Origin of the sequence: Tepidiforma bonchosmolovskayae (assembly GCF_008838325.1) — a bacterium.
In the GTDB taxonomy this organism is placed as follows: domain Bacteria; phylum Chloroflexota; class Dehalococcoidia; order Tepidiformales; family Tepidiformaceae; genus Tepidiforma; species Tepidiforma bonchosmolovskayae.
Map to the genome: position 1 here is coordinate 2,191,069 of NZ_CP042829.1, position 21,458 is coordinate 2,212,526.

A 21,458-nucleotide genomic window follows, 5' to 3' on the forward strand; every position below is an offset into this window, starting at 1 on the left:
AACGCTGACGAACGCACCACCCCGCAGGACGTCCCGCCAGCTGAACCGGCAGAAAGCCTTGCCTCCGTCGTCCTGGTCGACCGGACGGAAGATATCGCCGCAATCTGCGGCCGCCTCGATACCGCACCGACCTGGGCGGTCGTCATCCACGCCCCCGACGGAAACCGCCAGCTCGCCACCGAACTCGGCATGCGCCGTCTCCTCCGCCACGCCGAGGAGACCGGCCGCGTCGTCGCCGTCGCTACCCGCTCCCGCGCCCTCGCCGACCGCGCCCGCGAGGCCGGTCTCCCGGTCGCCCGCCGCCCGCACCAGGTCCGCTGGGACGCCGCCGGCCGGTATGTCGTCCGCCTGGGCCCGGTGTCGTTCATCGCCCCCGCTATCGGGCGGTTCGTCCAGGTGGCCATCATCGCCGGCATCGCCGCACTGGCCCTCTTCCTGGCCCTCTTCCTCGCCCCATCCGCCACCGTCGTCGCCTATCCCCCGACAGAGACGCTCGCCGAGACGGTCACCATCACCGCGGTCCGCGACCTCGCCGCCCCCGACTACGGCGCCCGACGCCTGCCCGCTGTTGCCGTCTCGGCATCGCGCTCCTACACGCTCGCCGTCCCCGCTACGGGCACCGTCCGCGTCGGGGTCGGGTACGCCCGCGCAAACGTGACCATCACCAACCCCACCTCCGCCGATGTCGTCGTCACTGCCGGGACCGTCCTCCTCGCCGGTCCCGATTTCCTCGACTTTGAACTCGAAGCCGACGTCACGGTGCCGCGCAACGGCACGGCCTCCGCGGCCGTAATCGCCCGTCAGCCCGGCGAGCGGTACAACCTCCCCGCGGGCTCCATCACCGGCTGGTTCGACGAACGCTACCGCTTCCTCGGCGTGACCAACCCCGCGCCCGCTGCCGGCGGCACCAGCGAACCCCGCCCCGCGCCCTCTGAAGCCGACGTCATCGCCATCCGCCAGCTCGCTGCGAGCCTCGCCGATTCCGACGCCGTCCGCGAGGACCTCGCCGCCGCCCGCCCCCGCGACGCCGTGTTCCTGCGCACCGCATCCGCCTCGGCGAAGCTCGGCACGCCGCGCCCCGCCATCGGCACGCCGTCCCCGGTCCTCCTCCTCGACGTCACCGTCGAAGTCACCGCGCTGGCGGTAACCGAGCCGGTCCTCCGCGAGCTGGCCGTGCGTGCCCTTGTGCCCCCCGGCTCCCGCGGCGAGCTCCTCGCCGAAACCGTCCGCGCCAGCGAAACGGGCGCCGCCACGTACGACGCCGGGGCGGAAGCCTTCACCACCAGCCTCCGCCTCTCCGCCGAGTTCGCCCGCGGCGTCACCGCAGCCGATGTTGAAGCCGCCGTCAAAGGGAAGCGCCCCTCCGAGGCGCGTTCGACCCTCCGCGAGCGGTATGCTATCGATGAAGCCGACGTGCGCGTCGTCCCCGGCTGGGCGCCGTTTCTGCCCCGCTTCGGGATGCGGCTGGATGTCCGCCTCGCCTCCCGCGCGGAGCCGCCCGCCGCCGGCACACCTCCAGCGACTCGCGAATGAACCACCAGCACTCCGCGGCCCGCAGCCGCATCCTCGCACTCGACCCCGGCGAAGCCCGCATCGGTGTCGCCATCTCCGATGACCTCGGCATGTTCGCCCACCCGCGCCCGGCCATCGCCGGGCGCGACCGGCGCGCCGCCCTCCGGGCAATCGCCAGCCTCGTCGACGCCGAACAGGTCAGCGAAGTCGTCGTCGGGCTGCCCGTCTCCCTGTCGGGCGAGCATGGCCCGCAGGCCCGCGCCGTCGAAGCCTTCGTCGCTGACCTCCGCGCGGCCGTCCGTGTCCCGGTCCGCACCGCCGACGAGCGGCTCACCTCGGCGCAGGCCGCCCGCCAGGCCCCCGCTGCCGCCCGCCGCCGCGACGGCACGCTCGACTCGCTCGCCGCCGCCCTCCTCCTCCAGTCCCTGCTCGACGCCCGCCGGGGTGGAGCATGACGAAGGCTCCTGTGACCCCCTTCGCCGCCGCAGGCATCGGCGTGGTCGTCCTCATGGCGCTCCTCGCCGCGTGGGGCATCGCCGGCACCCCGGCCTCGGTCCGCGGCGGCCTTCCCGCCGCCGGCGCACCGCCGGCTCCGGCATCCACGGCCACCGTCCCGTTCACGCTCGAGCGCGGCGCCTCCGCCGGCGATGTCGGCCGGCGCCTCGAAGAGCTCGGCGTCATCCGCTCTGCCCGCCAGTTCGAAATGCTGGCCCGCCTCATGGGCGTGCAGGGCCTCCTCAGCGCCGGTGATTACCTCCTGCCCGGGCGGGCGAGCGCCCTCTCCGTCATCCAGCTGCTCACCGTCAGGGAGGCCGTGCCCGTCCTCCGCGTCACCTTCCCGGAGGGGCTCCGGATCGAGGAGATGGCCGTCATCGCCGAGCAGGCCGGCTTCGGCCCGCGGGACGAATTCCTTGCTGCGGCAGCCCGCGCCCGGCTCCCGGCCGGGCTCGCCGAGTACCTGCCTGAGGGCGCCACGCTCCAGGGCTACCTCTTCCCCGACACCTACATCATGCCGGTCGGCTCGACCATGGATGACCTCGTCGCCTACATGATCCGCACCCTCGACGAGCGCTTCACCCCCGAGCTGCGCGCCGCTGCCGCTGCGCGCGGCCTCAACCCGCACCAGGCCCTGACCCTCGCGTCGATTGTCGAGCGCGAGGCCGTCATTCCCGAGGAGCGGCCGCTCATCGCCGGCGTCTTCTACAACCGCCTCGCCGCTGGCGACCGGCTCGGCGCCGACCCGACCGTCCAGTTCGCCGTCGCCCAGGACCCTGCCTCCGTCCGCCAGTACGGCTGGTGGAAAAAAGAGCTCACGATCATCGACCTCGAGAACCCCTCGCCCTACAACACTCGCCTCTTCCCCGGCCTCCCGCCCGGCCCCATCGCCTGCCCCGGCCTCGCCTCGATCGAAGCCGTCGCCCGCCCGGCAGCAACCGACTACTACTACTTCGTCGCCGACGCGAAGAAGGGCGACGGTTCCCACGTGTTCGCGGTCACCTTCGCCGAGCACGAGCGGAACATCGCGCTCTACGGAGCCCCATGAGCCGCCACGTCGGCATCATCGGCCACCCCGTCGGGCACTCCCTTTCGCCCGCCTTCCAGTCCGCGGCGTTCGCCCACTGCGGCCTCGATGTTGTCTACGAGCGATGGGACACGCCGCTCGCCGACCTCCCCGGGCGCGTCGCCGCACTCCGCGCCCCCGACGTCCTCGGCGCCAACGTAACCGTACCCCACAAGGAGGCGGTCATCCCCCTCCTCGACGAAGTCGGCGGCCAGGCTGCCCGGGCCGGCGCCGTCAACACCATCGTCAACCGCGACGGCCGCCTCTTCGGCTTCAACACCGATGGACCCGGGTTCGTGGCCGCCCTCCGCCAGGAGGCCCTCGTCGAACCCGGCGGCCGCTCCTTCCTGCTCCTCGGCGCCGGCGGCGCCGCACGGGGCATTGCCCTCGCCCTCATCGATGCCCGCGCCGCCCGGGTCGATATCTGGAACCGCACGCCCGCCCGCGCCGCTGACCTCGCGGCTGACCTCGGCCCTCCCGCCCGCGCCCTCGCAGACCTCCCGGCCCTCGGTCTCTACGATTGTCTCGTGAACTGCACCACCATCGGCATGCGCGGCGGTCCCGCACCCGATGCCGCCCCCGCCCCGCTGGAGTCGGCGGGCCCGGACCTCCTCGTCGTCGATATCGTCTACGCCCCGCTCGAAACCCCCCTCCTTCGCGAGGCTGCGGCCCGCGGGCTTCACACGCTCGGCGGCCTCCCCATGCTCATCTACCAGGGCGCACTCGCCTTCGAACTCTGGACCGGCCTCCCGGCGCCGGTCGACGTCATGTTCGCCGCCGCCCGCAACGAACTCGCCCGCCGCGAAGGAGCTGCCCGGTGATCCTCCTCGGCATGCTCATCGTCGGCGCAATCTTTCTCGTCGTCGGCTGGGCGGTCACCACTGAGATGCTCCAGCACCGCGCCTGGCGCCGCCGCGTCGCCTCCGGCGACACCGACATCATCGCCGCCCTCATCGAAGAGGCGCTCGCGACCTGGCGCCGCGCACGCCCGCCCCGGGGCATCCCCCCGGGCACCTGGGCCGGCATCCAGTCTGCCCAGCTCATCGCCGTCGAGCCCGACAGCGCCACCCTCACCGCCTCCGCCGAGGGCGAGTTCCGCACCGAAGGCGGCCAGCGCGTCCAGGTCGCCTCGCCCCTCGACGATGCCATCGCCATCGCCGCAAAGCTCCTCGACATGATGCTGTACGATGTCCCCAACCTGCGCCTCGGAACCGTGCGCGTCGACGTGTACACCACCTTCGCTTCTCCCGACGGCACGCTCACCCAGCGGCCGATCCTGACCGTCACGGCCGACCGCGCCGTCGCCGAGGGCCTCGCGTGGGATGCGCTCACCCCCGCCGAACTCCTCGGCCGCTTCGATGCGCACTACATCCGCGACCCCGCCGGCCGCGCCATCCCCATCGAACTGCCGCCCGTCGCCGGCGTCCCGCCGCGCCCCGCCGCTGAGGCTGCCGCCGAAGCCGCGCCCCGGGCCGAGCACCCCACGGAGTAACCATGGGCCACTTCCGATTCCTCACCGCCGGCGAGAGCCACGGCAAGGGCCTCACGATGGTCATCGAAGGCCTGCCCGCCGGCCTCCCCCTCTCCGAAGCCGACATCGCGCCGGACCTCGCCCGCCGCCAGGGCGGCTACGGCCGCGGCGGCCGCATGAAAATCGAAAAGGACCGCGCTGAAATCACCGCCGGCGTCCGGCACGGCCGCACCCTCGGTTCACCCGTCGCCCTCTGGATTGAGAACCGCGACTGGGTCAACTGGACCGAGAAAATGGCCGTCGAGCCGGTCGAGACTGAAATCGAACGCGTCACCCGCCTCCGCCCTGGCCACGCCGACCTGCCCGGCGCCATCAAGTACGGCTTCGATGACGTCCGCAACGTCCTCGAGCGCGCCTCCGCCCGCGAAACCGCCGCCCGCGTCGCCGTCGGCGCCGTCGCCCGCCGCCTCCTCGCGGAGTTCGGCGTCGAAATCCGCAGCCACGTCCTCTCCATCGCCGGCGTCGAGGCCCGCGTCCCCGACCCCATTGACTGGGACGCCGTGGAGGCAAGCCCCGTCCGCTGCGCCGACCCCGCCGCTGCCGAGGCGATGGTCGCAGCCATCAACGCCGCCAAGCCCGAGGGCGACACCGTCGGCGGCGAAATCGAAGTGCGCGCCATGGGCGTCCCGCCCGGCCTCGGCAGCCACGTCCACTGGGACCGCAAGCTCGACGGCCGCATCGCCCAGGCAATCCTGAGCATCAACGCCTTTAAGGCCGTCGGCCTCGGGCTCGGGTTCGAAGCCGCCCGCATGCGCGGCTCCCGGGTCCACGATGTCATCCTCCCGGTCGACCAGTGGCAGGGCCGCCCCTGGCGCCATGCCACCAACAACGCCGGCGGCATCGAAGCCGGCATCACCACCGGCGAAGACATCATCGTCCGCGCCGCCATCAAGCCGATCCCCACCCTCGCCCACCCCCTCCCCTCCGTCGACCTCGATACCGGCGAGGAGGTCCTCGCCCACTACGAGCGCAGCGACGTCTGCGTCGTCCCTGCCGGGGGCGTCGTGGCCGAGGCGATGGTCGCCATCGTCCTCGCCGACGCGTGGCTCGAGAAGTTCGGCGGCGACACCCTCGACGAGGTGCGCCGCAATTACGAGGGGTTCCTCGCGACCATCGGCCCCCGCGCCCGGAGCAGCTGATGGTCCCGCGCCGCATCTTCCTCATCGGCCTCTCCGGCAGCGGCAAGTCCACCACCGGCCGTATCCTCGCCCGCCGCCTCGGCTGGGAGTTCATCGACACCGACGACGAGATTGAGCGCGAGGCCGGGCGCACCGTCGCCGAGCTGTTCGCCGCGGAGGGCGAGGCGGCCTTCCGCCAGCGCGAACTCCGCGCCCTCGAGCGGGCCGCCGCGCGCGAGCCAGTCGTCGTCGCGACCGGCGGGGGCGCTCCCACCATCCCTGCCGCCCGTCCCATCCTCGGCACCGGCTTCGTCGTCTGGCTCGCCGTCTCCCCGGCCGTCGCCGCGCAGCGCATCCTCGCCGCCCCCGGCGGCTCCGAGCGGCCCCTGCTCGCCGGCGACCCCCGCGCCCGCCTGGAGGCGCTCCTCCAGTCCCGCATCGACCTCTACCGCGGCGCCGACGCTGCCGTCGATTGCGACGACCTCACCCCTGAGGAGCAGGCCGAGGAGATCGAGCGGCTCTGGTACGAATGGCAGCGCGACCCTGCCCCGCCCGGCCAGCGCTTCTACTCGCCGTACGCCGCCCCCCGCGAGACCGGGCCCGGCGTTATCCCGGAACCCGCCGCCATCGTCACTGCCCCCGGCGGAACCTACCCCGTCCTCGTCGGCGAAGGAGCCCTCGGCGCCCTCGGCGCCATCTGCCGCGACCTCGGCCTCGACGGCCGAGCCTTCATCATCACCGACACCACCGTCGGCCCCCTCTTCGCCGCCCGCGCCGGGGCCGCGCTCGAATCCGCCGGGTACACGGCCGCGACCTTCGCCATCCCGGCGGGTGAAGAGCACAAAAACCTCCAGACCCTCGCCGCCGTCTACGACTTCCTCATCGACCACCGGATTGAGCGGACGGACTTCATCGTCACCCTCGGCGGCGGCGTCGTCACCGACCTCGCCGGGTTCGCCGCAGCCACCATCCTCCGCGGCGTCCCCTTCCTCCACGCCCCCACCTCCCTCCTCGCCATGGCCGACGCTGCCATCGGCGGCAAAACCGGCATCGACCACCCCCGCGGCAAGAACCTCATCGGCGCCTTCGCGCAGCCGCGCGCCGTCGTCATCGACCCCCTCCTCCTCCGCACCCTCCCCGACCGCCAGCTCCGCAACGGCTGGGCTGAACTCCTCAAGCACGGCTTCATCCTCGACGAGCCCCTCGTCCGCGACCTCGAAGCAGCCTCCATCGACGGCCCGCCCCTCACCTCGGCCGACCTGATCGCCCGCTCCGTCGCCATCAAGGCCGCCATCGTCTCCGAAGATGAACGCGAATCCGGCCGCCGCACCCTCCTGAACTACGGCCACACGGTCGGCCACGCCATCGAGGCCGTCACCGGCTACCGGGCCTACCTCCACGGCGAAGCCGTCGCCATCGGCATGCGCGCCGCCGGCATCATCGCCGCCGAACTCGGCCTGCTGCCGCCCGCCGACCTCGAGCGCCAGCAGGCCCTCATCCGCCGCTTCGGCCTGCCCGAAGCCGCCCCCGGCCTCGACCCCCGCGCCGTCTTCGACGCCACCCTCGTCGATAAGAAGGTCCGCGCCGGCGCCATCCGCTGGGTCCTGCTCGAGCGCATCGGCCAGGCAGTCGTCCGCCAGGGCGTCCCCGACGCCGTCGTGCACTACGCCATCGAGACCGTGACCCGCCCGTGACGGCAGCTGCAGCCTTCCGGTTCGAACTCACCACCCGCCCGCCCGGCCCCGTCGCCCCGCGCACCGGCCGGCTCCATACCGCCCACGGCGTCGTCGAAACGCCCGTATTCATGCCGGTCGGCACCCTCGCCACCGTCAAAACCCTCCTCCCCGCAGAAGTCGTCGAAACCGGCGCCAGCATCATCCTCGTCAACGCCTACCACCTCTACCTCCGGCCCGGCCATCGCCTCATCGAGCGGCTCGGCGGCGTCCACCGCTTCATGCGGTGGGACCGCCCCATCCTCGCCGATAGCGGCGGCTTCCAGGTCTTCTCCCTCGCCGGCCTCCGCAAAGTCACCGAAGACGGCGTCCGCTTCCGCTCCCACATCGACGGCTCCGAGCATCACTACACGCCCGAGCTCGCCATGGAAGTCCAGCAGGCCCTCGGCGTCGATATCGCCATGCCGCTCGACCATGTCGTTCCCGGCGATGCCCCGTACGAGGCCGCGGCCGAAGCCGTCGACCGCACCCTGCGCTGGTACCGCCGCTGCCGCGACGCCGCCCCGGGCCTGCCGACCTTCGCCATCATCCAGGGCGGGACTCACCCCGCCCTCCGCCGCTACCACGCCCGCGAAGCCCTCCAGGCCGAACCCCCCGGCTTCTCCATCGGCGGCCTCTCCGTCGGCGAACCCAAAGCCCGCATGTGGGAGACCGTCGAACTCACCAACGCCGAGCTCCCCATCGACCGGCCCCGCTACCTCATGGGCGTTGGCAGCCCCGAAGACCTCGTCGAAGGCATCGCCCGCGGCATCGACATGTTCGATTGCGTCCTCCCCACCAGGCTCGGCCGCAACGGCGCCCTTTTCACGGATGCTGGCCGGCTCACCATCCGCAACGCCGCCAACCGCGAGGTCGATGCCCCGCCCGACCCCGGCTGCGATTGCCTCGCCTGCCGCCAGTTCAGCCTCGCCTACCTCCACCACCTCTTCCGGAACGATGAGCTGCTCGGGCACCGGCTCGCAACCCACCACAACCTGCGCTACCTCGCCCGGCTCGTCGAACGCGCCCGGCAGGCCATCCGCGCCGGCAGCTTCGAACAGTTTCGCCGCGAGTTTCTCTCCCGCTACCGCACCGCCGACGAGGAGGCGCGCCTCGCCAGCCGGCGGCGAATGTGAAAAAACTGCTCCCGGGCCGGTACGGACCCCTTGCAAAGAACGTCGAGACGTGCCATCTTGAAAGTCCCCCGCCGGCCACAGTCAGGGCGGCAGCGCCCGCGAGGGGCGGCCCCGTTGACAGCCTGGCGGAGAGAAGTTAATCTTCTCGTTCGGGCCTTGCGAGAGGCCAGCGCACCTTAACAACTGGATAGCGGACGAAAGAGAACGTCTGGGACCCCGTTCAAACGGAACATCCCGGCCGTAAGGTCGGTTCTGTTTCTACGGAGAGTTTGATCCTGGCTCAGGACAAACGCTGGCGGAATGTATTAGGCATGCAAGTCGTACGAGCCTTCGGGCTAGTGGCGAACGGGTGAGTAACACGTGGGTAACCTGCCCCGTAGTGGGGAATAACTCCTCGAAAGGGGAGCTAATACCGCATAAGACCCCCGGTGAGAGTCCGGGTGGTGAAAGCTCCGGCGCTACGGGAGGGGCCCGCGGCCGATTAGCTAGTTGGTGGGGTAATGGCCTACCAAGGCGACGATCGGTAGCTGGTCTGAGAGGACGATCAGCCACACGGGGACTGAGATACGGCCCCGACTCCTACGGGAGGCAGCAGCTAAGAATCTTGCGCAATGGGCGAAAGCCTGACGCAGCAATTCCGCGTGGAGGACGAAGGCCTTCGGGTTGTAAACTCCTTTTGTGAGGGAAGAAGTTCTGACGGTACCTCACGAATAAGACACGGCTAACTACGTGCCAGCAGCCGCGGTAATACGTAGGTGTCGAGCGTTGTCCGGATTTATTGGGCGTAAAGCGCCCGCAGGCGGCCAGGCAAGTCCAGGGTGAAATCTCCCGGCTCAACCGGGAGGGTGCCCTGGAAACTGCTTGGCTTGAGGCAGGGAGAGGGATGTGGAATTCCCGGTGTAGTGGTGAAATGCGTAGATATCGGGAGGAACACCAGTGGCGAAGGCGGCATCCTGGCCCTGTCCTGACGCTCAGGGGCGAAAGCGTGGGGAGCAAACCGGATTAGATACCCGGGTAGTCCACGCCGTAAACGATGAGTACTAGGTGTTGGAGGTATCGACCCCTTCAGTGCCGAAGCCAACGCGATAAGTACTCCGCCTGGGGACTACGGCCGCAAGGCTAAAACTCAAAGGAATTGACGGGGGCCCGCACAAGCAGCGGAGCGTGTGGTTTAATTCGATGATACGCGAAGAACCTCACCCAGGCTTGACATGCACGTGGTACCGATCCGAAAGGTGAGGGACCCTTCGGGGAGCGTGCACAGGTGTTGCACGGCCGTCGTCAGCTCGTGCCGTGAGGTGTTGGGTTAAGTCCCGCAACGAGCGCAACCCCTGTCGCCAGTTGTACTTCTCTGGCGAGACTGCCGAGAAAACCTCGGAGGAAGGAGGGGATGACGTCAGGTCAGCGTGGCCCTTACGCCTGGGGCTACACACACGCTACAATGGGCAGTACAACGGGTCGCGAAGCCGCGAGGCGGAGCTAATCCCATCAAAGCTGTCCTCAGTTCGGATTGCAGGCTGAAACCCGCCTGCATGAAGCCGGAGTTGCTAGTAACCGCAGGTCAGCACTACTGCGGTGAATACGTTCCCGGGCCTTGTACACACCGCCCGTCACGTCACGAAAGTCGGAAACACCTGAAGCCGGTGGGCTAACCCGCAAGGGAGGCAGCCGTCGAGGGTGGAGCCGGCGATTGGGACGAAGTCGTAACAAGGTAGCCGTAGCGGAAGCTGCGGCTGGATCACCTCCTTTCTAGGGAGCCTGCCCCGGATCCACGCCAGATGCCTCAGCGGTGGGGCAGCTGGCCCGGAAGCAGCACCCAGGTCGATCGGTCCGGCATATCGCCGGGTCGTTACACCACAACGGCGCCCAGCAGCCGTCTTTCGTCCGCTATCCAGGTGTCGAAGGTGCACTGGCCGCGTACCCGGGGGCCATTAGCTCAGCTGGTTAGAGCGCAGTCCTGATAAGACTGAGGTCTCTGGTTCGAGTCCAGAATGGCCCACCATCCTGGCTCAAACCCCGGCCAAACGCTTCACCCCCGGGCGCCGGGCGTGGCATACTCGAACCCGGAGGGGCCGTAGCTTAGTTGGGAGAGCGCCGCCTTTGCACGGCGGAGGTCAGGAGTTCGAATCTCCTCGGCTCCACCAGCCAGTTCGGCCTCCCGGCGGTACCAGGCAATCGACACAGGCTTCGCATCCAGCCCCTGCCAGCACGGCAGCGGCCGGCGGCGAAGCCGGGCTCCCAGCCGGGAGCACGCACCTTAAGAACTGAAGAGCGAAGATACTGCATCGCCTCGGCGGCACGCGCGAGCGTCGCCATCGAGGCCGGGCAATTCATACCGACCGAGTCTTGGTGGAGGTCAAGCTACCAAGGGCGCGCGGTGGATGCCTAGGTATCAGGGGCCGATGAAGGACGTGGCAAGGCTGCGATAAGCTCCGCCTAGCTGCCAAGCAAGCGTAAGCGGAGATCTCCGAATGGGGTAACCCAGCCCGGCAAAACCGGGCTACTCCAGGCTGAACACATAGGCCTGCGAGAGGGAACCGGGGGAACTGAAACATCTAAGTACCCCGAGGAAAAGAGAGTATTCCCCTAGTAGCGGCGAGCGAACGGGGAGGAGCCCAAACCGGCAGGGTACGCCCTGCCGGGGTTGTAGGGCCGGCCATTGTGCAGTTACCAATCGCACGGGTAGGAGAATGGACCTGGAAAGGCCAGCCAGAGAGGGTGATAGCCCCGTAAACGAAACCTGCTGCGACTGCCGGCCGGTACCTGAGTACCACGGGACACGTGAAACCCCGTGGGAATCTGGGGAGACCACTTCCCAAGGCTAAATACCCCTGATGACCGATAGTGAACCAGTACCGTGAGGGAAAGGTGAAAAGTACCCCGGGAGGGGAGTGAAAGAGATCCTGAAACCGCGTGCCTACGTGCAGTCGGAGCCCGTCGCAAGGCGGGTGACGGCGTGCCTATTGAAGAATGAGCCGGTGAGTTACTCTACGTGGCGAGGTTAAGCAAGGAGACTTGCGGAGCCGCAGCGAAAGCGAGTCCGAACAGGGCGTCACAGTCGCGTGGAGTAGACGCGAAACCGAGTGATCTACCCATGGGCAGCGTGAAGTCCAGGTAAAACTGGATGGAGGCGCGAACCTTCTAGCGTTGCAAAGCTATTGGATGACCTGTGGGTAGCGGTGAAATGCCAAACGAACTCGGAGATAGCTCGTTCTCCCCGAAATGCATTTAGGTGCAGCGTCAGGCGATCTCCGGCGGAGGTAGGGCTCTGAAAGGGCTAGGGGGCTCACCGCTTACCGAACCCTATCAAACCGCGAATGCCGTCGGACAAAGCCTGGCAGTGAGACGGTGGGGGCTAAGCTTCATCGTCAAAAGGGAAACAGCCCAGACCACCAGCTAAGGTCCCTAAGTCCACGCTCAGTGTGAAAGGATGTTGAATCGCTCAGACAGCCAGGAGGTTGGCTTAGAAGCAGCCATCCTTTAAAGAGTGCGTAATAGCTCACTGGTCGAGTGGTTCTGCGCCGACAATTCAACGGGGCTAAGCGTGGCACCGAAGCTGTGGGTCAGCAGCCTCGAGCTGCTGGCGGTAGGGGAGCGTTTGCTTCCGCTGTGAAGGGGTAGCCGCGAGGCGCCCTGGAGCGAAGCGAAGTGAGAATGCCGGCATGAGTAGCGTAAGGCGCGTGAGAACCGCGCCCCCCGTATACCTGAGGTTTCCTACGGAAGGTCAATCCGCGTAGGGTTAGTCGGGCCTAAGCCGAGGCCGAAAGGCGTAGGCGATGGACAGCTGGTTAGTATTCCAGCACCGCAGCGGTAGCGTTTGATGCAGAGGGGGGACCCAGCAGGGTAGGCCCCGCGGGCCCATTGGACATGGTCCGTTCCTGGTTCGTAGGCGTCTCGCCGGAGGCAAATCCCCGGCGGGGTTAAGCGGAGGAACCGGGACGAGTGGAGACATTGTCAAAGCGAGGGGGCTGAGCCCACACTGGCGAGAAAAGCCTCGCTGCTAGTTACCATTGCGCCCGTACCGCAAACCGACACTGGTAGGTGGCGGTAAGCACCGTAAGGGGATCGGGAGAACCTTCGTTAAGGAACTCGGCAAATTGGATCCGTAACTTCGGGAGAAGGATCGCCCCCGGGTGTGTAGAACCTCGCGTTCCAAGCACCGGGGGGCCGCAGAGAGCAGGCCCAGGCGACTGTTTATCAAAACCACAGGTCTCTGCAAAAGCGAAAGCTGATGTATAGGGGCTGACGCCTGCCCAGTGCCGGAAGGTTAAGGGGAGAGGTGCAAGCCTTGAACTGAAGCCCCGGTGAACGGCGGCCGTAACTATAACGGTCCTAAGGTAGCGAAATTCCTTGTCGGGTAAGTTCCGACCCGCACGAAAGGCGTAACGATCTGGGCACTGTCTCGACGAAGGACCCGGCGAAATTGAATTGACCGTGAAGATGCGGTTGACCCGCGGCAGGACAAAAAGACCCCGTGGAGCTTTACTGCAACTTGGCGCTGGGAGTGGGTCTGAGATGCGTAGGATAGGTGGGAGGCGACGAAGCGCTGCTTCCGGGCGGCGTGGAGCCAACCTTGAAATACCACCCTTCTCTGATCTGCTTTCTAACTCCTGAGCAAGCAGGAGGACAGCGTCTGGTGGGCAGTTTGACTGGGGCGGTCGCCTCCTAAAGAGTAACGGAGGCGCACAAAGGTTCCCTCAGGGTGGATGGAAATCACCCGTCGAGTGCATTGGCATAAGGGAGCTTGACTGCGAGACCCACAAGTCGAGCAGGGGCGAAAGCCGGTCAAAGTGATCCTACGGTACCGAGTGGAAGGGCCGTGGCTTAACGGATATAAGCTACCCCGGGGATAACAGGCTTATCTTGCCCAAGCGTCCACAGCGACGGCAAGGTTTGGCACCTCGATGTCGGCTCGTCGCATCCTGGGGCTGGAGTAGGTCCCAAGGGTTGGGCTGTTCGCCCATTAAAGCGGTACGCGAGCTGGGTTCAGAACGTCGTGAGACAGTTCGGTCTCTATCCGCCGTGGGCGTAGGAGCCTTGAGAGGAGCTGCCCCTAGTACGAGAGGACCGGGGTGGACGGACCGCTGGTGTGCGGGTTGTTCCGCCAGGAGCACCGCCCGGTAGCCATGTCCGGACCGGATAAGCGCTGAAAGCATCTAAGTGCGAAGCCGACCTCAAGATGAGGGCTCCCACCGAGTCAATCGGGTAAGACCACAGGAAGACTACCTGTTCGATAGGCGCCAGGTGTAAGCGCAGCAATGCGTTCAGCTGAGGCGTACTAATGGTCGAGGGCTTGACCTCCAGCAAGACTCGTCGCGCATGATGCGCCCGTCCCGCAGTTCTTCGCTCTTCAGTCCTCGAGGTGCACCGGCTCGCCGGCCCTCACATACCGCGGGGTGGAGCAGTGGTAGCTCGTCGGGCTCATAACCCGAAGGTCGGGGGTTCGAATCCCTCCCCCGCTACCAAACCCACACAGCACAGCACAACGGCCCGGGTCACCCGACCCGGGCCGTAGCTTTTCCCGCCTGCCTCCAGTCCCGACCCCCTCGTCCATCGCCTCCCCCTGCGGGCCGTTCGGCCCCCGGCTGAACCCCGTTCGAACGTCACCCGCCCATCCGGCGGCCCCGTCCCGCCGGGGATCTCCCCTGCACCGCCAGCACCGGCTCCGCCGCTTCGTCGCCCATGCGGCCGCATTCCCCCACCCGGACGACGCCCTCAGCTCCCCACCACCAGCGCCCTCCCCGCCACGACCAGCACCACCGCATCCGCCTCCCGGCCAATCGCCTGGTTCGCCAGCCCCAGCGCATCGCGGTAGTACCGCGTCAGCCGGCCGACCGGCACAATCCCCCAGCCCACCTCGTTTGTCACCACCACCGTCGCGCCCGCGCGCGCCCGCGCCGCCGCCGCGAGCCGCCGCGCCCCGGCCGCCGCCTCCTCCACCAGCCGCTCCCATGCCGCGGGAGGCGCATCATCGCCCAGCCCCGCCCGCCAGAACAGATTCCCGCACCACGTCGCCAGGCACTCCACCAGCACCGTCGCTCCGGCATCGGCCCCTGCAACCGCGCCCGCCAGGTCCAGCGGCTCCTCGACGGTGGCCCATCGCGCCGGGCGGCGTGCCCGGTGGGCCGCCACCCGCCCCGCCGTTTCCTCGTCGGTCGCCTCCATCGTCGCCACATACACGACTGGCGCCCCCGTCGCAGCCGCCAGCTCCTCGGCGTAACGGCTCTTGCCGCTCCGCGCCCCGCCCGTGACCAGCGTCAGCCGGCCCATCACTCCGCCCCCGCCAGCGCCCACGATGCGACCCGCTCGATGTCCAGCGACGACTCGAGCACGTCGGCCAGCCGGTCGAAGGCCGCATCTTCGTCCTCCACCTCACCCGGCGCAAAGGGCTTCCCGCGGAGGCGCGCCACGTTCCCCAGCAGCCGCGCCCTGAACTCCCGATCCCGAAAGGCCCCGTGGACATACCACCCGAAGACCAGCCCATCGTCCGAGGCGGCCCCGATCGGCTCCCCTTCTATGGTCCAGGCCGCCGGCTCGCCCTCGATGGCTGTCGCCCCGGCGTGGATCTCGTACCCCTCGACCTCGAGACCCGCGCACCCGTCGAGCAGTCCGGGCCCGCCCTCCAGGCGGACCCGGCTCACGCGGGTAACTTTCCCCCGCCCGAACCGTGTCCGGCAACGCAGCCACCCCAGCCCCTCGGCAGCGCCCGCCTCCCCCTCCACCCCCTCCGGGTCTTCAATGGCCTCCCCGAGCAGCTGAAATCCTCCGCAGATCCCGATCACCGGCACCCCCGCAGCCCGCAGCCGCTCCAGCGCCGCATCGAACCCCTCAGCTCGCAGCCACGCAAGGTCGTCCCGGGTCGCCTTCGTCCCCGGGACGATGACGAGGTCCGGCTCCCCGAGCTGGCCCGGCTGCCCGACGTACCGCACCCGCACGTCCGGCTCCCGTTCGAGCGGGTCGAAGTCATCGAAGTTCGCGATCCGCGGCAGCCGGATCACCGCGACGTCGACCCCCCGGAATGGGCCGTGCGTGTCCCGCCGCCGGTCGAGCGCAACCGAGTCCTCTTCGGCGATGCCCGGCTCGCGAATCCACGGAACAACCCCAACGACCGGCACCCCGGTCAGCCGCTTGATCTCCTGCAGCCCCGGCTCAAGCAGCGAAGGGTCCCCCCGCAGCTTGTTGATGATGAATCCCCTCACGAGCGCCTGCTCCTCTGGTTCGAGCAGGTGGTACGTCCCGTACAGGTGCGCGAACACGCCGCCCCGGTCAATGTCACCGACAATCAGCACAGGCGCTCCCGCGTACCTCGCCACCCGCATATTCGAAATGTCCCGCGCCTTCAGGTTGATCTCCGCCGGGCTTCCCGCCCCTTCGATGATGACGAGGTCGAACGCCTCGCGGAGCAGGTCGAGCGACCGCGCCACGTCATCCCAGATGCGCGCCTTCGCCTCCTGGTAGGCGGCCGCGTGCAGTGTCCCAATCGGGCGCCCGAGGACCACGACCTGCGACCGCAGGTTCCCCTCCGGCTTCAGCAGCACCGGATTCATCTCCACGCGCGGAAGCGCCCGCGCCGCCAGCGCCTGCACGTACTGCGCCCGCCCGATCTCGCCTCCGCCGGGCACCACCGCCGCATTGTTCGACATGTTCTGCGCCTTGAACGGCGCAACCCGTACGCCTCGCCGTGCAAACAGGCGGCACAGCCCCGTAACCAGCAGGCTCTTCCCCGCCGACGAGGCGGTCCCCTGCACCATCAAGACTCCCCCGCGAGACATCGCCGTACCTCCGACATAGCCTCGAGCAGCCGCTCAACGTAACGCTCGTGCGGGACTGCCACCCGCACCCACTCCGGCAGCCCGAACGAAGCGCAGTCCCGGACAGCGAACCCCCGTCCGAGCAGTCGCGCCCTGAACGCCGCGCCGTCCCCCACCCGCACGAGCAGGAAGTTCGCCAGCGATGGGCGAACGGCGAACCCCGCCCGCTCGAGCGCGTCGAGCAGCCGCGTACGCGTCGCCGCGACCTTCCCTGCGCTCTCCCGGCAAAACGCCTCCAGCTTGAGCGCCGCCATCCCGGCCGCCGTCGCCGGCGCGCTCACCGACCACGGCGGCTGCTGCGCCGAAACCCGTTCGATGTCATCCGGCGTCCCGAGCAGGAAGCCCAGCCGGAGCCCGGGCACCGCGTGGACCTTCGTCAGCGAACGCAGCACCAGCAGCCCCGGAGCCGGCTCGACGCTCTCATCCTCCGGCCACGCGAACGGCATGTAAGCTTCGTCCACCACCAGCCGGCCGCACACGGCCAGTGCTGCCCGCCGAAGCTGCTCAACCAGCTCCCGCGAACACAGTTCGCCGGTCGGGTTGTTGGGGTTGCAGAGGAAGGCCAGCGATGGCCGCAGCTCTGCGAACAGCCGCCCCGCGTCGCTGCCGCGAGCAGGGTAGGGCACCTCCACCGAGGACATGCCGGCAGCGCGCGCGGCCGCAGCGTACTCCCCGAACGTCGGCCCGAAGACGAGGCAGCCGCCGTCCCCGGCAAACGCCCGGCAGAGGAGATAGATCAGCTCACTCGTGCCGTTGCCCGCCAGCACCTGCCCCGGCTCCAGCCCGAACCGGTCCGCCCATGCCCGGCGCAGTTTCGCAGCGTCCGGCTCGGGGTACCGGCCGATCGTCGCGTTCGCCGCCGCTGCCGTCACCGCCGGGTGCGGACCGTACGGGTTCAGGCTCGCGCTCAGGTCGACGAGCTCGATGCCCGCCGCTGCAGCAGCGGCCAGCTCCGCCTCCGTTACCCCGCCGTGCACCACCCGTCCGCTCATTCGCCAGCCCTCCAGCATGCCGTTGCCCCGGCCAGCGCGGTCGCAGCCAGCGCCAGTGCACCGGCCCGCTGCGCTCTCCGGATATCCGCAGCCACCGGCTCGCGGCCCGCTGCATGCAGGACGTGATGCTCCAGCTTCTCCAGCCGCACGCCGAGGATGTGCGCCATCGCTGCCATCGGCCACCCCGCGTTCGGGCTCGGCGTCGACCACGCATCGCGCACCAGCCGACTCACCTGCCGGACCGCGGGCAGCGGCCGCGCCAGCACAAGCGAGGCAGCCGTCAGCCGCGCCGGCACCCAGTTCAGAACGTCGTCCAGCCTCGCCGGCACCATCCCGAACCGCCCGCGCGAACGGTAGCCGACCATCGCGTCCAGCGTGTTGACCGCCCGGTACGCGGCCGCCCCCGGGAGCCCTGCCGCCAGGTACCACCACGCCGGCGCCACAACGCTGTCCGACAGGTTTTCCGCCAGCGACTCAATCGCCGCCGATGCGACCAGCCCCGGCGGCAGGTCGTCCGTCCGCCGGCTGACCATCATCGCGGCCGCCGCGCGCGCTCCAGCGAGGTCCCCGGCCTCGAGGCGCGCGGCAACCCGTCCCGCGTGGTCGAACAGCGCCCGGATTGAGAGCGTCTGTTTCAGCGCAAGCGCTTGCAGCAAGAAACCGGCCGCGCCTCGGCCTCGCGCCCCGCGCGCCACCCCAAGGGCAGCCCCTGCGGCCAGCCCGGCTGCCGTCGCCGTGAGGAGTACGCCGCGTGTGGCTGTGTCCCGCTGTCCCTCGGCCGTTAGCAACCGGTCCAGGTACGCCGCGGCCCGGCCGAGCAGCGCAACCGGATGCCAGCGGTTCGGCAGCTCCCCGAGCGCGAGGTCGACGACGGCCACCACGCCCAGTACCGCCGCGCGCCGCCGAATCATCGGACTGCCTCCCAGGCTGCCCATGCATCCAGTTGTGATGCCAGCCCCGCGGCCGCCAGCAGCACCGCGCACTCCCCAAGCTCGATGCACGCGCCGTAGCCGTCGCCGTTCAGACCCCCGAACGCCCGCCCGAGGCCCCAGCCGACCAGAAGCATCGTAGTCGCCCCTGCTGCGGCTGTCGCAATCCCCCACCACCCCAGCGCCGCACCCCCTGCCGCGATGGCTGCCGCCGCGCCGGTCAGTACCGCGCTCCACTTGCACCCGGCCCGGAAAGCAGCCCCCATCCCCGTCTGTCGAAGAGGCGGAAACGCCCGCGCCGTGGCCGGCAGCCAACCCCGCGCCCCTGCGGCAGCCGCGAACGCTGCCCCCGCCGCGGTACCCCCGGGCAGGCTGGCGAGGCAGCTCACCTTCAGAATGACAATGAGGACGACCGCCGCCACCCCGTACGTCCCGTGGTGGACGTCTCCGAGGATCGCGACCCGTCGCTCCCGCGGAGCCGCTGCCAGCGCGGCGTCGGCAGCATCGGCAGCGCCGTCGAGGTGGAGGCCGCCGGTTACAGCCGCCCACGCCGCAACCGCAATCGCCGCCGCCGGCAGCGGCGGCAGGAGCGCGTGCGCAGCCCACGTTGCGCCGGCGACGCTCCCGCCAATGAGCAGCCCCACGGCCGGGACCCAGCCCGCAGCCCGCTCGGGTGCCCACGAGGCCCCGCCCGCCGGCAGCCGGCTCAGCAGCCCGATCGCCGCCAGCAGCCCGTTCATCCGTCCAGCCGCTCCGAGACGCCGGCCTCCGCGAACTCCGCCATCTCGTCCCGGACCGCGACCGCGGCATCCACCAGCTGCAGCGCGAGAGCTGCGCCGGTCCCTTCCCCGAGTCGCAAGCGCAGGTCGAGCAGCGGCTCCAGCCCAAGCGCTCCCAGGAGAACTCCGTGCCCTGGCTCAACCGAGCGGTGCGAGGCGATCAGGTATTCCCGGGCGCCTGGCGCCATCGCGCATGCTGCCAGCGCCGCTGACCCCGTGATGAACCCATCGAGGATGACCGGAATCCGCCGCTCGGCCGCCCCCAGCACCAGCCCCGCGAGGCCGGCAATTTCGAAACCGCCCACCGCCGACAGCACCCCAATAGGGTCGGCCGGGTCGGGCCGGTGCAGCGTTAGCGCCCGCTCCACCACGGCAATTTTGTGCGCCAGCGCGCCGTCGTCCAGGCCAGTCCCCCGGCCCGTCACCTCGGCCGCCGGCCGCCCGGTCAGCGCAGCCGTCACCGCACTCGCCGCCGTGGTGTTGCCGATACCCATTTCGCCCGTCAGCACGATGCTGGTTCCGCCCGCGGCCAGCTGGGCTGCAAGCTCCCGCCCCGTGGCAACCGCCGCCTCCGCCTGGGCGCGGGTCATCGCCGGCTCGCGCGTCATGTTGCGAGTCCCCGGCCCGAGCCGCCGGTCCAGCACGCCCGTTGCCGTCGGCGCTGTCCGCACTCCCATGTCTACCACCACGACCTGGGCGCGCGCCTGCCGGGCGAGCACGTTGATGCCCGCCCCGCCTGCGGCGAAGTTCGCCACCATCTGGGCGGTCACCTCCTGCGGGAAGGCGGAAACCGCCTCCTCGGTCACGCCGTGGTCGGCTGCCATTACCACCACCGTCCTCCGTTCGAAGCGGCAGCGCGGATTTCCGGTCATGCCGGCCAGCCGTACGGCCAGCTCCTCCAGCCGGCCGAGGCTCTCCTGCGGCTTCGTCAGCCGGTCGAGCCGATGCTGTGCGGCGTCAGCCGCCGCCTGGTCGAACTCCGGAATGTCGATGCGCATCAGAACTCCACTCCTGGTTGAGCTTTGATCCCCTGCTCGCGGTAGGGGTGCTTGATGAGTGTCATCTCAGTCACCAGGTCCGCCGCCTCCACCAGCTCCCCCGGCGCATAGCGGCCCGTCACCACGACGTGGAGCATCGGCCGCCGCGCCCGCAGGGCCGCAACCACCTCCGCCGGGTCAAGCCACCCGTAGTGCATCGGATAGGTGAACTCGTCCAGCACCAGCATGGCGAGGTCCGGGTCCGTCAGCCGGGCCCGCGCCCGCTCCCACTGCTGGAGGGCCAGCGCCTTTGTCCGCTCCGGGTCCTTCGACTTCCACGTAAATCCGTCCCCCAGCGGGTACACGGGGACGCCGAGCCGCTTCGCCGCCCTGTGTTCCCCAAAGTTCGCCGTCGGCGGCTTGATGAACTGGTACACCTCGACCGGCATCCCCCGTCCCCACGCACGCAGCACCATGCCCAGCGCAGCAGTCGTTTTCCCTTTGCCGTTCCCTGTGTTGACGATCAGCAGCCCTTTCCGCTTCCGCGGTCCCTTGACCGGCTGGTGCTCGGATCCGGTCATCTCCTGCCTCCCCTGGCTCCTGCCGCTTCCAACCCCGGCAGCTCGAAAGCGATACGGCACCCGGCCTCCTGCCAGTCGACCCGTGCCGCCAGCCCATATACCTGCTCGAGCAGCTCCGGCCGGAGCACCTCCCGCGGCGGCCCGGCCGCGGCCACTTCTCCCCGGTCCAGCAGAAGCAGCCGGTCGCACCAGCGCGCCGCCATCTCGAGGTCGTGAAGAACCACCACGAACCCCATCCCCTCGCCGGCCAGCAGGCGCAGGCGGGCCATCAGTTCGAGCTGGTGCCGTACATCCAGCGACGCGGTCGGCTCGTCGAGAATGACCGCGCAGCGCGCCTGCGCGAACGCCCGCGCGATCAGCACCCGCTGACGCTCGCCGCCCGAAAGCGAATCAAACCGCCGCCCGGCCAGGTCGAGCACGCCCGTCCAGGCCATCGCCCGCGCCGCCGCCTTGCGGTCCTCCGGCCCTTCGGGCTCGAAGGGGCCGCGGTGCGGGTACCGGCCCATCAGCACAAGCGCCCCGGCAGTGAAGCCGGGCGCCTCCGGGATGGACTGCTGCACATACGCCAGCTCACGCGCCCGCTGCCCGCCATCAACGCGACGGCCCTCGACAAGCAGGCAGACCGAGCCGCCGGCCGGGCGGAGCAGCCCGGCCAGCAGCCTCGCCAGCGTTGATTTCCCCGCCCCGTTCGGGCCGACCAGGCCGATAACCTGGCCCGGCCCCAGCGTCAGGGTCGCGTCCCGCACGAGCCACCGCCCGCCGGCGCGGTAGCCGGCCTGCTCGGCGACCAGCTCGAAACGGGTTGCCATCGGTTCTCCC

The 21,458-nt window shown here is 69.5% G+C and carries 16 protein-coding genes, 3 tRNA genes and 2 rRNA genes; 13 read left to right on the top strand and 8 right to left on the bottom strand.

Translation table 11 applies throughout. The features are described from left to right. Positions 1-189: 189 nt before the first annotated feature. The 13 genes from Tbon_RS10930 (at position 190) to Tbon_RS10990 (ending at position 14,035) form a co-directional block, all read left to right on the top strand. The gene (locus tag Tbon_RS10930; RefSeq protein WP_158067738.1) at positions 190-1,533 is read left to right on the top strand and encodes a baseplate J/gp47 family protein; all 1,344 of its coding nucleotides are present in this window, start codon (positions 190-192) and stop codon (positions 1,531-1,533) included. Then, positions 1,530-1,967 (top strand): Holliday junction resolvase RuvX, encoded by a 438-nt coding sequence (gene ruvX, locus Tbon_RS10935; protein WP_158067739.1) that lies wholly within the window; start codon positions 1,530-1,532, stop codon positions 1,965-1,967. The genes Tbon_RS10930 and ruvX overlap by 4 nt, the downstream gene beginning before the upstream one ends. Continuing rightward, positions 1,964-3,055 (top strand): endolytic transglycosylase MltG, encoded by a 1,092-nt coding sequence (mltG, locus tag Tbon_RS10940; RefSeq protein ID WP_158067740.1) that lies wholly within the window; start codon positions 1,964-1,966, stop codon positions 3,053-3,055. The genes ruvX and mltG overlap by 4 nt, the downstream gene beginning before the upstream one ends. After that, positions 3,052-3,894: a shikimate dehydrogenase gene (locus Tbon_RS10945; protein WP_158067741.1), complete on the top strand. Its 843-nt coding sequence runs from the start codon at positions 3,052-3,054 to the stop codon at positions 3,892-3,894. The genes mltG and Tbon_RS10945 overlap by 4 nt, the downstream gene beginning before the upstream one ends. Next, positions 3,891-4,565, top strand: a complete 675-nt coding sequence (locus Tbon_RS10950) for a hypothetical protein (protein WP_158067742.1) — start codon at positions 3,891-3,893, stop codon at positions 4,563-4,565. Before Tbon_RS10945 ends, Tbon_RS10950 begins: the two co-directional genes overlap by 4 nt. Positions 4,566-4,567: 2 nt before the next feature. Further along, entirely contained in the window at positions 4,568-5,743 is a 1,176-nt protein-coding gene (gene aroC, locus Tbon_RS10955; protein ID WP_158067743.1) for a chorismate synthase, read from the top strand. After that, positions 5,743-7,416, top strand: a complete 1,674-nt coding sequence (gene aroB, locus Tbon_RS10960; RefSeq protein WP_158067744.1) for a 3-dehydroquinate synthase — start codon at positions 5,743-5,745, stop codon at positions 7,414-7,416. Before aroC ends, aroB begins: the two co-directional genes overlap by 1 nt. Further along, complete coding sequence (tgt, locus tag Tbon_RS10965) at positions 7,413-8,570, top strand: tRNA guanosine(34) transglycosylase Tgt (RefSeq protein ID WP_158067745.1); 1,158 nt, start codon at positions 7,413-7,415, stop codon at positions 8,568-8,570. The genes aroB and tgt overlap by 4 nt, the downstream gene beginning before the upstream one ends. A gap of 257 nt (positions 8,571-8,827) precedes the next feature. After that, positions 8,828-10,319, top strand: a 16S ribosomal RNA gene (locus tag Tbon_RS10970). Positions 10,320-10,495: 176 nt separating this feature from the next. After that, positions 10,496-10,572, top strand: a tRNA-Ile gene (locus Tbon_RS10975). Positions 10,573-10,638: 66 nt separating this feature from the next. After that, positions 10,639-10,714 (top strand) — tRNA-Ala (locus tag Tbon_RS10980). 210 nt (positions 10,715-10,924) lie between these two features. Then, positions 10,925-13,871 (top strand): 23S ribosomal RNA (locus Tbon_RS10985). The 16S and 23S rRNA genes sit together here with 3 tRNA genes alongside, the layout of an rRNA operon. Before the next feature lie 89 nt (positions 13,872-13,960). After that, positions 13,961-14,035: transfer RNA gene (locus Tbon_RS10990), tRNA-Met, on the top strand. A gap of 250 nt (positions 14,036-14,285) precedes the next feature. Here Tbon_RS10990 and cobU read toward each other — a convergent pair. The 8 genes from cobU to Tbon_RS11030 are packed head-to-tail and all read right to left on the bottom strand — an operon-like array spanning position 14,286 to position 21,448. Further along, complete coding sequence (gene cobU / locus Tbon_RS10995; protein WP_158067746.1) at positions 14,286-14,840, bottom strand: bifunctional adenosylcobinamide kinase/adenosylcobinamide-phosphate guanylyltransferase; 555 nt, start codon at positions 14,838-14,840, stop codon at positions 14,286-14,288. Continuing rightward, on the bottom strand, positions 14,840-16,321 hold the full coding sequence (locus Tbon_RS11000) for a cobyric acid synthase (RefSeq protein WP_158067747.1): 1,482 nt from the start codon (positions 16,319-16,321) through the stop codon (positions 14,840-14,842). Before Tbon_RS11000 ends, cobU begins: the two co-directional genes overlap by 1 nt. After that, entirely contained in the window at positions 16,321-17,373 is a 1,053-nt protein-coding gene (locus tag Tbon_RS11005; RefSeq protein ID WP_192497934.1) for a pyridoxal phosphate-dependent aminotransferase, read from the bottom strand. Before Tbon_RS11005 ends, Tbon_RS11000 begins: the two co-directional genes overlap by 1 nt. Then, the gene (gene cbiB, locus Tbon_RS11010; protein WP_192497935.1) at positions 17,370-18,284 is read right to left on the bottom strand and encodes an adenosylcobinamide-phosphate synthase CbiB; all 915 of its coding nucleotides are present in this window, start codon (positions 18,282-18,284) and stop codon (positions 17,370-17,372) included. Before cbiB ends, Tbon_RS11005 begins: the two co-directional genes overlap by 4 nt. Further along, positions 18,281-19,042 carry an adenosylcobinamide-GDP ribazoletransferase gene (gene cobS / locus Tbon_RS11015; RefSeq protein ID WP_158067750.1) on the bottom strand — a complete coding sequence of 254 codons (762 nt, stop codon included), beginning with the start codon at positions 19,040-19,042 and terminating at the stop codon, positions 18,281-18,283. Before cobS ends, cbiB begins: the two co-directional genes overlap by 4 nt. Beyond that, entirely contained in the window at positions 19,039-20,079 is a 1,041-nt protein-coding gene (gene cobT / locus Tbon_RS11020) for a nicotinate-nucleotide--dimethylbenzimidazole phosphoribosyltransferase (protein WP_158067751.1), read from the bottom strand. The genes cobS and cobT overlap by 4 nt, the downstream gene beginning before the upstream one ends. Next, complete coding sequence (gene cobO, locus Tbon_RS11025; protein ID WP_158067752.1) at positions 20,079-20,639, bottom strand: cob(I)yrinic acid a,c-diamide adenosyltransferase; 561 nt, start codon at positions 20,637-20,639, stop codon at positions 20,079-20,081. The genes cobT and cobO overlap by 1 nt, the downstream gene beginning before the upstream one ends. Beyond that, positions 20,636-21,448 (bottom strand): ABC transporter ATP-binding protein, encoded by an 813-nt coding sequence (locus tag Tbon_RS11030; RefSeq protein ID WP_158067753.1) that lies wholly within the window; start codon positions 21,446-21,448, stop codon positions 20,636-20,638. Before Tbon_RS11030 ends, cobO begins: the two co-directional genes overlap by 4 nt. Positions 21,449-21,458 lie beyond the last annotated feature (10 nt).

Coding starts and splice junctions, on each gene's coding strand:
- Tbon_RS10930 (WP_158067738.1), top strand. CDS start 190: ATGCGCCGTCTCCTCCGCCACGCCGAGGAGACCGGCCGCGTCGTCGCC.
- ruvX (WP_158067739.1), top strand. CDS start 1,530: ATGAACCACCAGCACTCCGCGGCCCGCAGCCGCATCCTCGCACTCGAC.
- mltG (WP_158067740.1), top strand. CDS start 1,964: ATGACGAAGGCTCCTGTGACCCCCTTCGCCGCCGCAGGCATCGGCGTG.
- Tbon_RS10945 (WP_158067741.1), top strand. CDS start 3,052: ATGAGCCGCCACGTCGGCATCATCGGCCACCCCGTCGGGCACTCCCTT.
- aroC (WP_158067743.1), top strand. CDS start 4,568: ATGGGCCACTTCCGATTCCTCACCGCCGGCGAGAGCCACGGCAAGGGC.
- aroB (WP_158067744.1), top strand. CDS start 5,743: ATGGTCCCGCGCCGCATCTTCCTCATCGGCCTCTCCGGCAGCGGCAAG.
- cobU (WP_158067746.1), bottom strand. CDS start 14,840: ATGGGCCGGCTGACGCTGGTCACGGGCGGGGCGCGGAGCGGCAAGAGC.
- Tbon_RS11000 (WP_158067747.1), bottom strand. CDS start 16,321: ATGGTGCAGGGGACCGCCTCGTCGGCGGGGAAGAGCCTGCTGGTTACG.
- Tbon_RS11005 (WP_192497934.1), bottom strand. CDS start 17,373: ATGAGCGGACGGGTGGTGCACGGCGGGGTAACGGAGGCGGAGCTGGCC.
- cbiB (WP_192497935.1), bottom strand. CDS start 18,284: ATGATTCGGCGGCGCGCGGCGGTACTGGGCGTGGTGGCCGTCGTCGAC.
- cobS (WP_158067750.1), bottom strand. CDS start 19,042: ATGAACGGGCTGCTGGCGGCGATCGGGCTGCTGAGCCGGCTGCCGGCG.
- cobT (WP_158067751.1), bottom strand. CDS start 20,079: ATGCGCATCGACATTCCGGAGTTCGACCAGGCGGCGGCTGACGCCGCA.
- cobO (WP_158067752.1), bottom strand. CDS start 20,639: ATGACCGGATCCGAGCACCAGCCGGTCAAGGGACCGCGGAAGCGGAAA.
- Tbon_RS11030 (WP_158067753.1), bottom strand. CDS start 21,448: ATGGCAACCCGTTTCGAGCTGGTCGCCGAGCAGGCCGGCTACCGCGCC.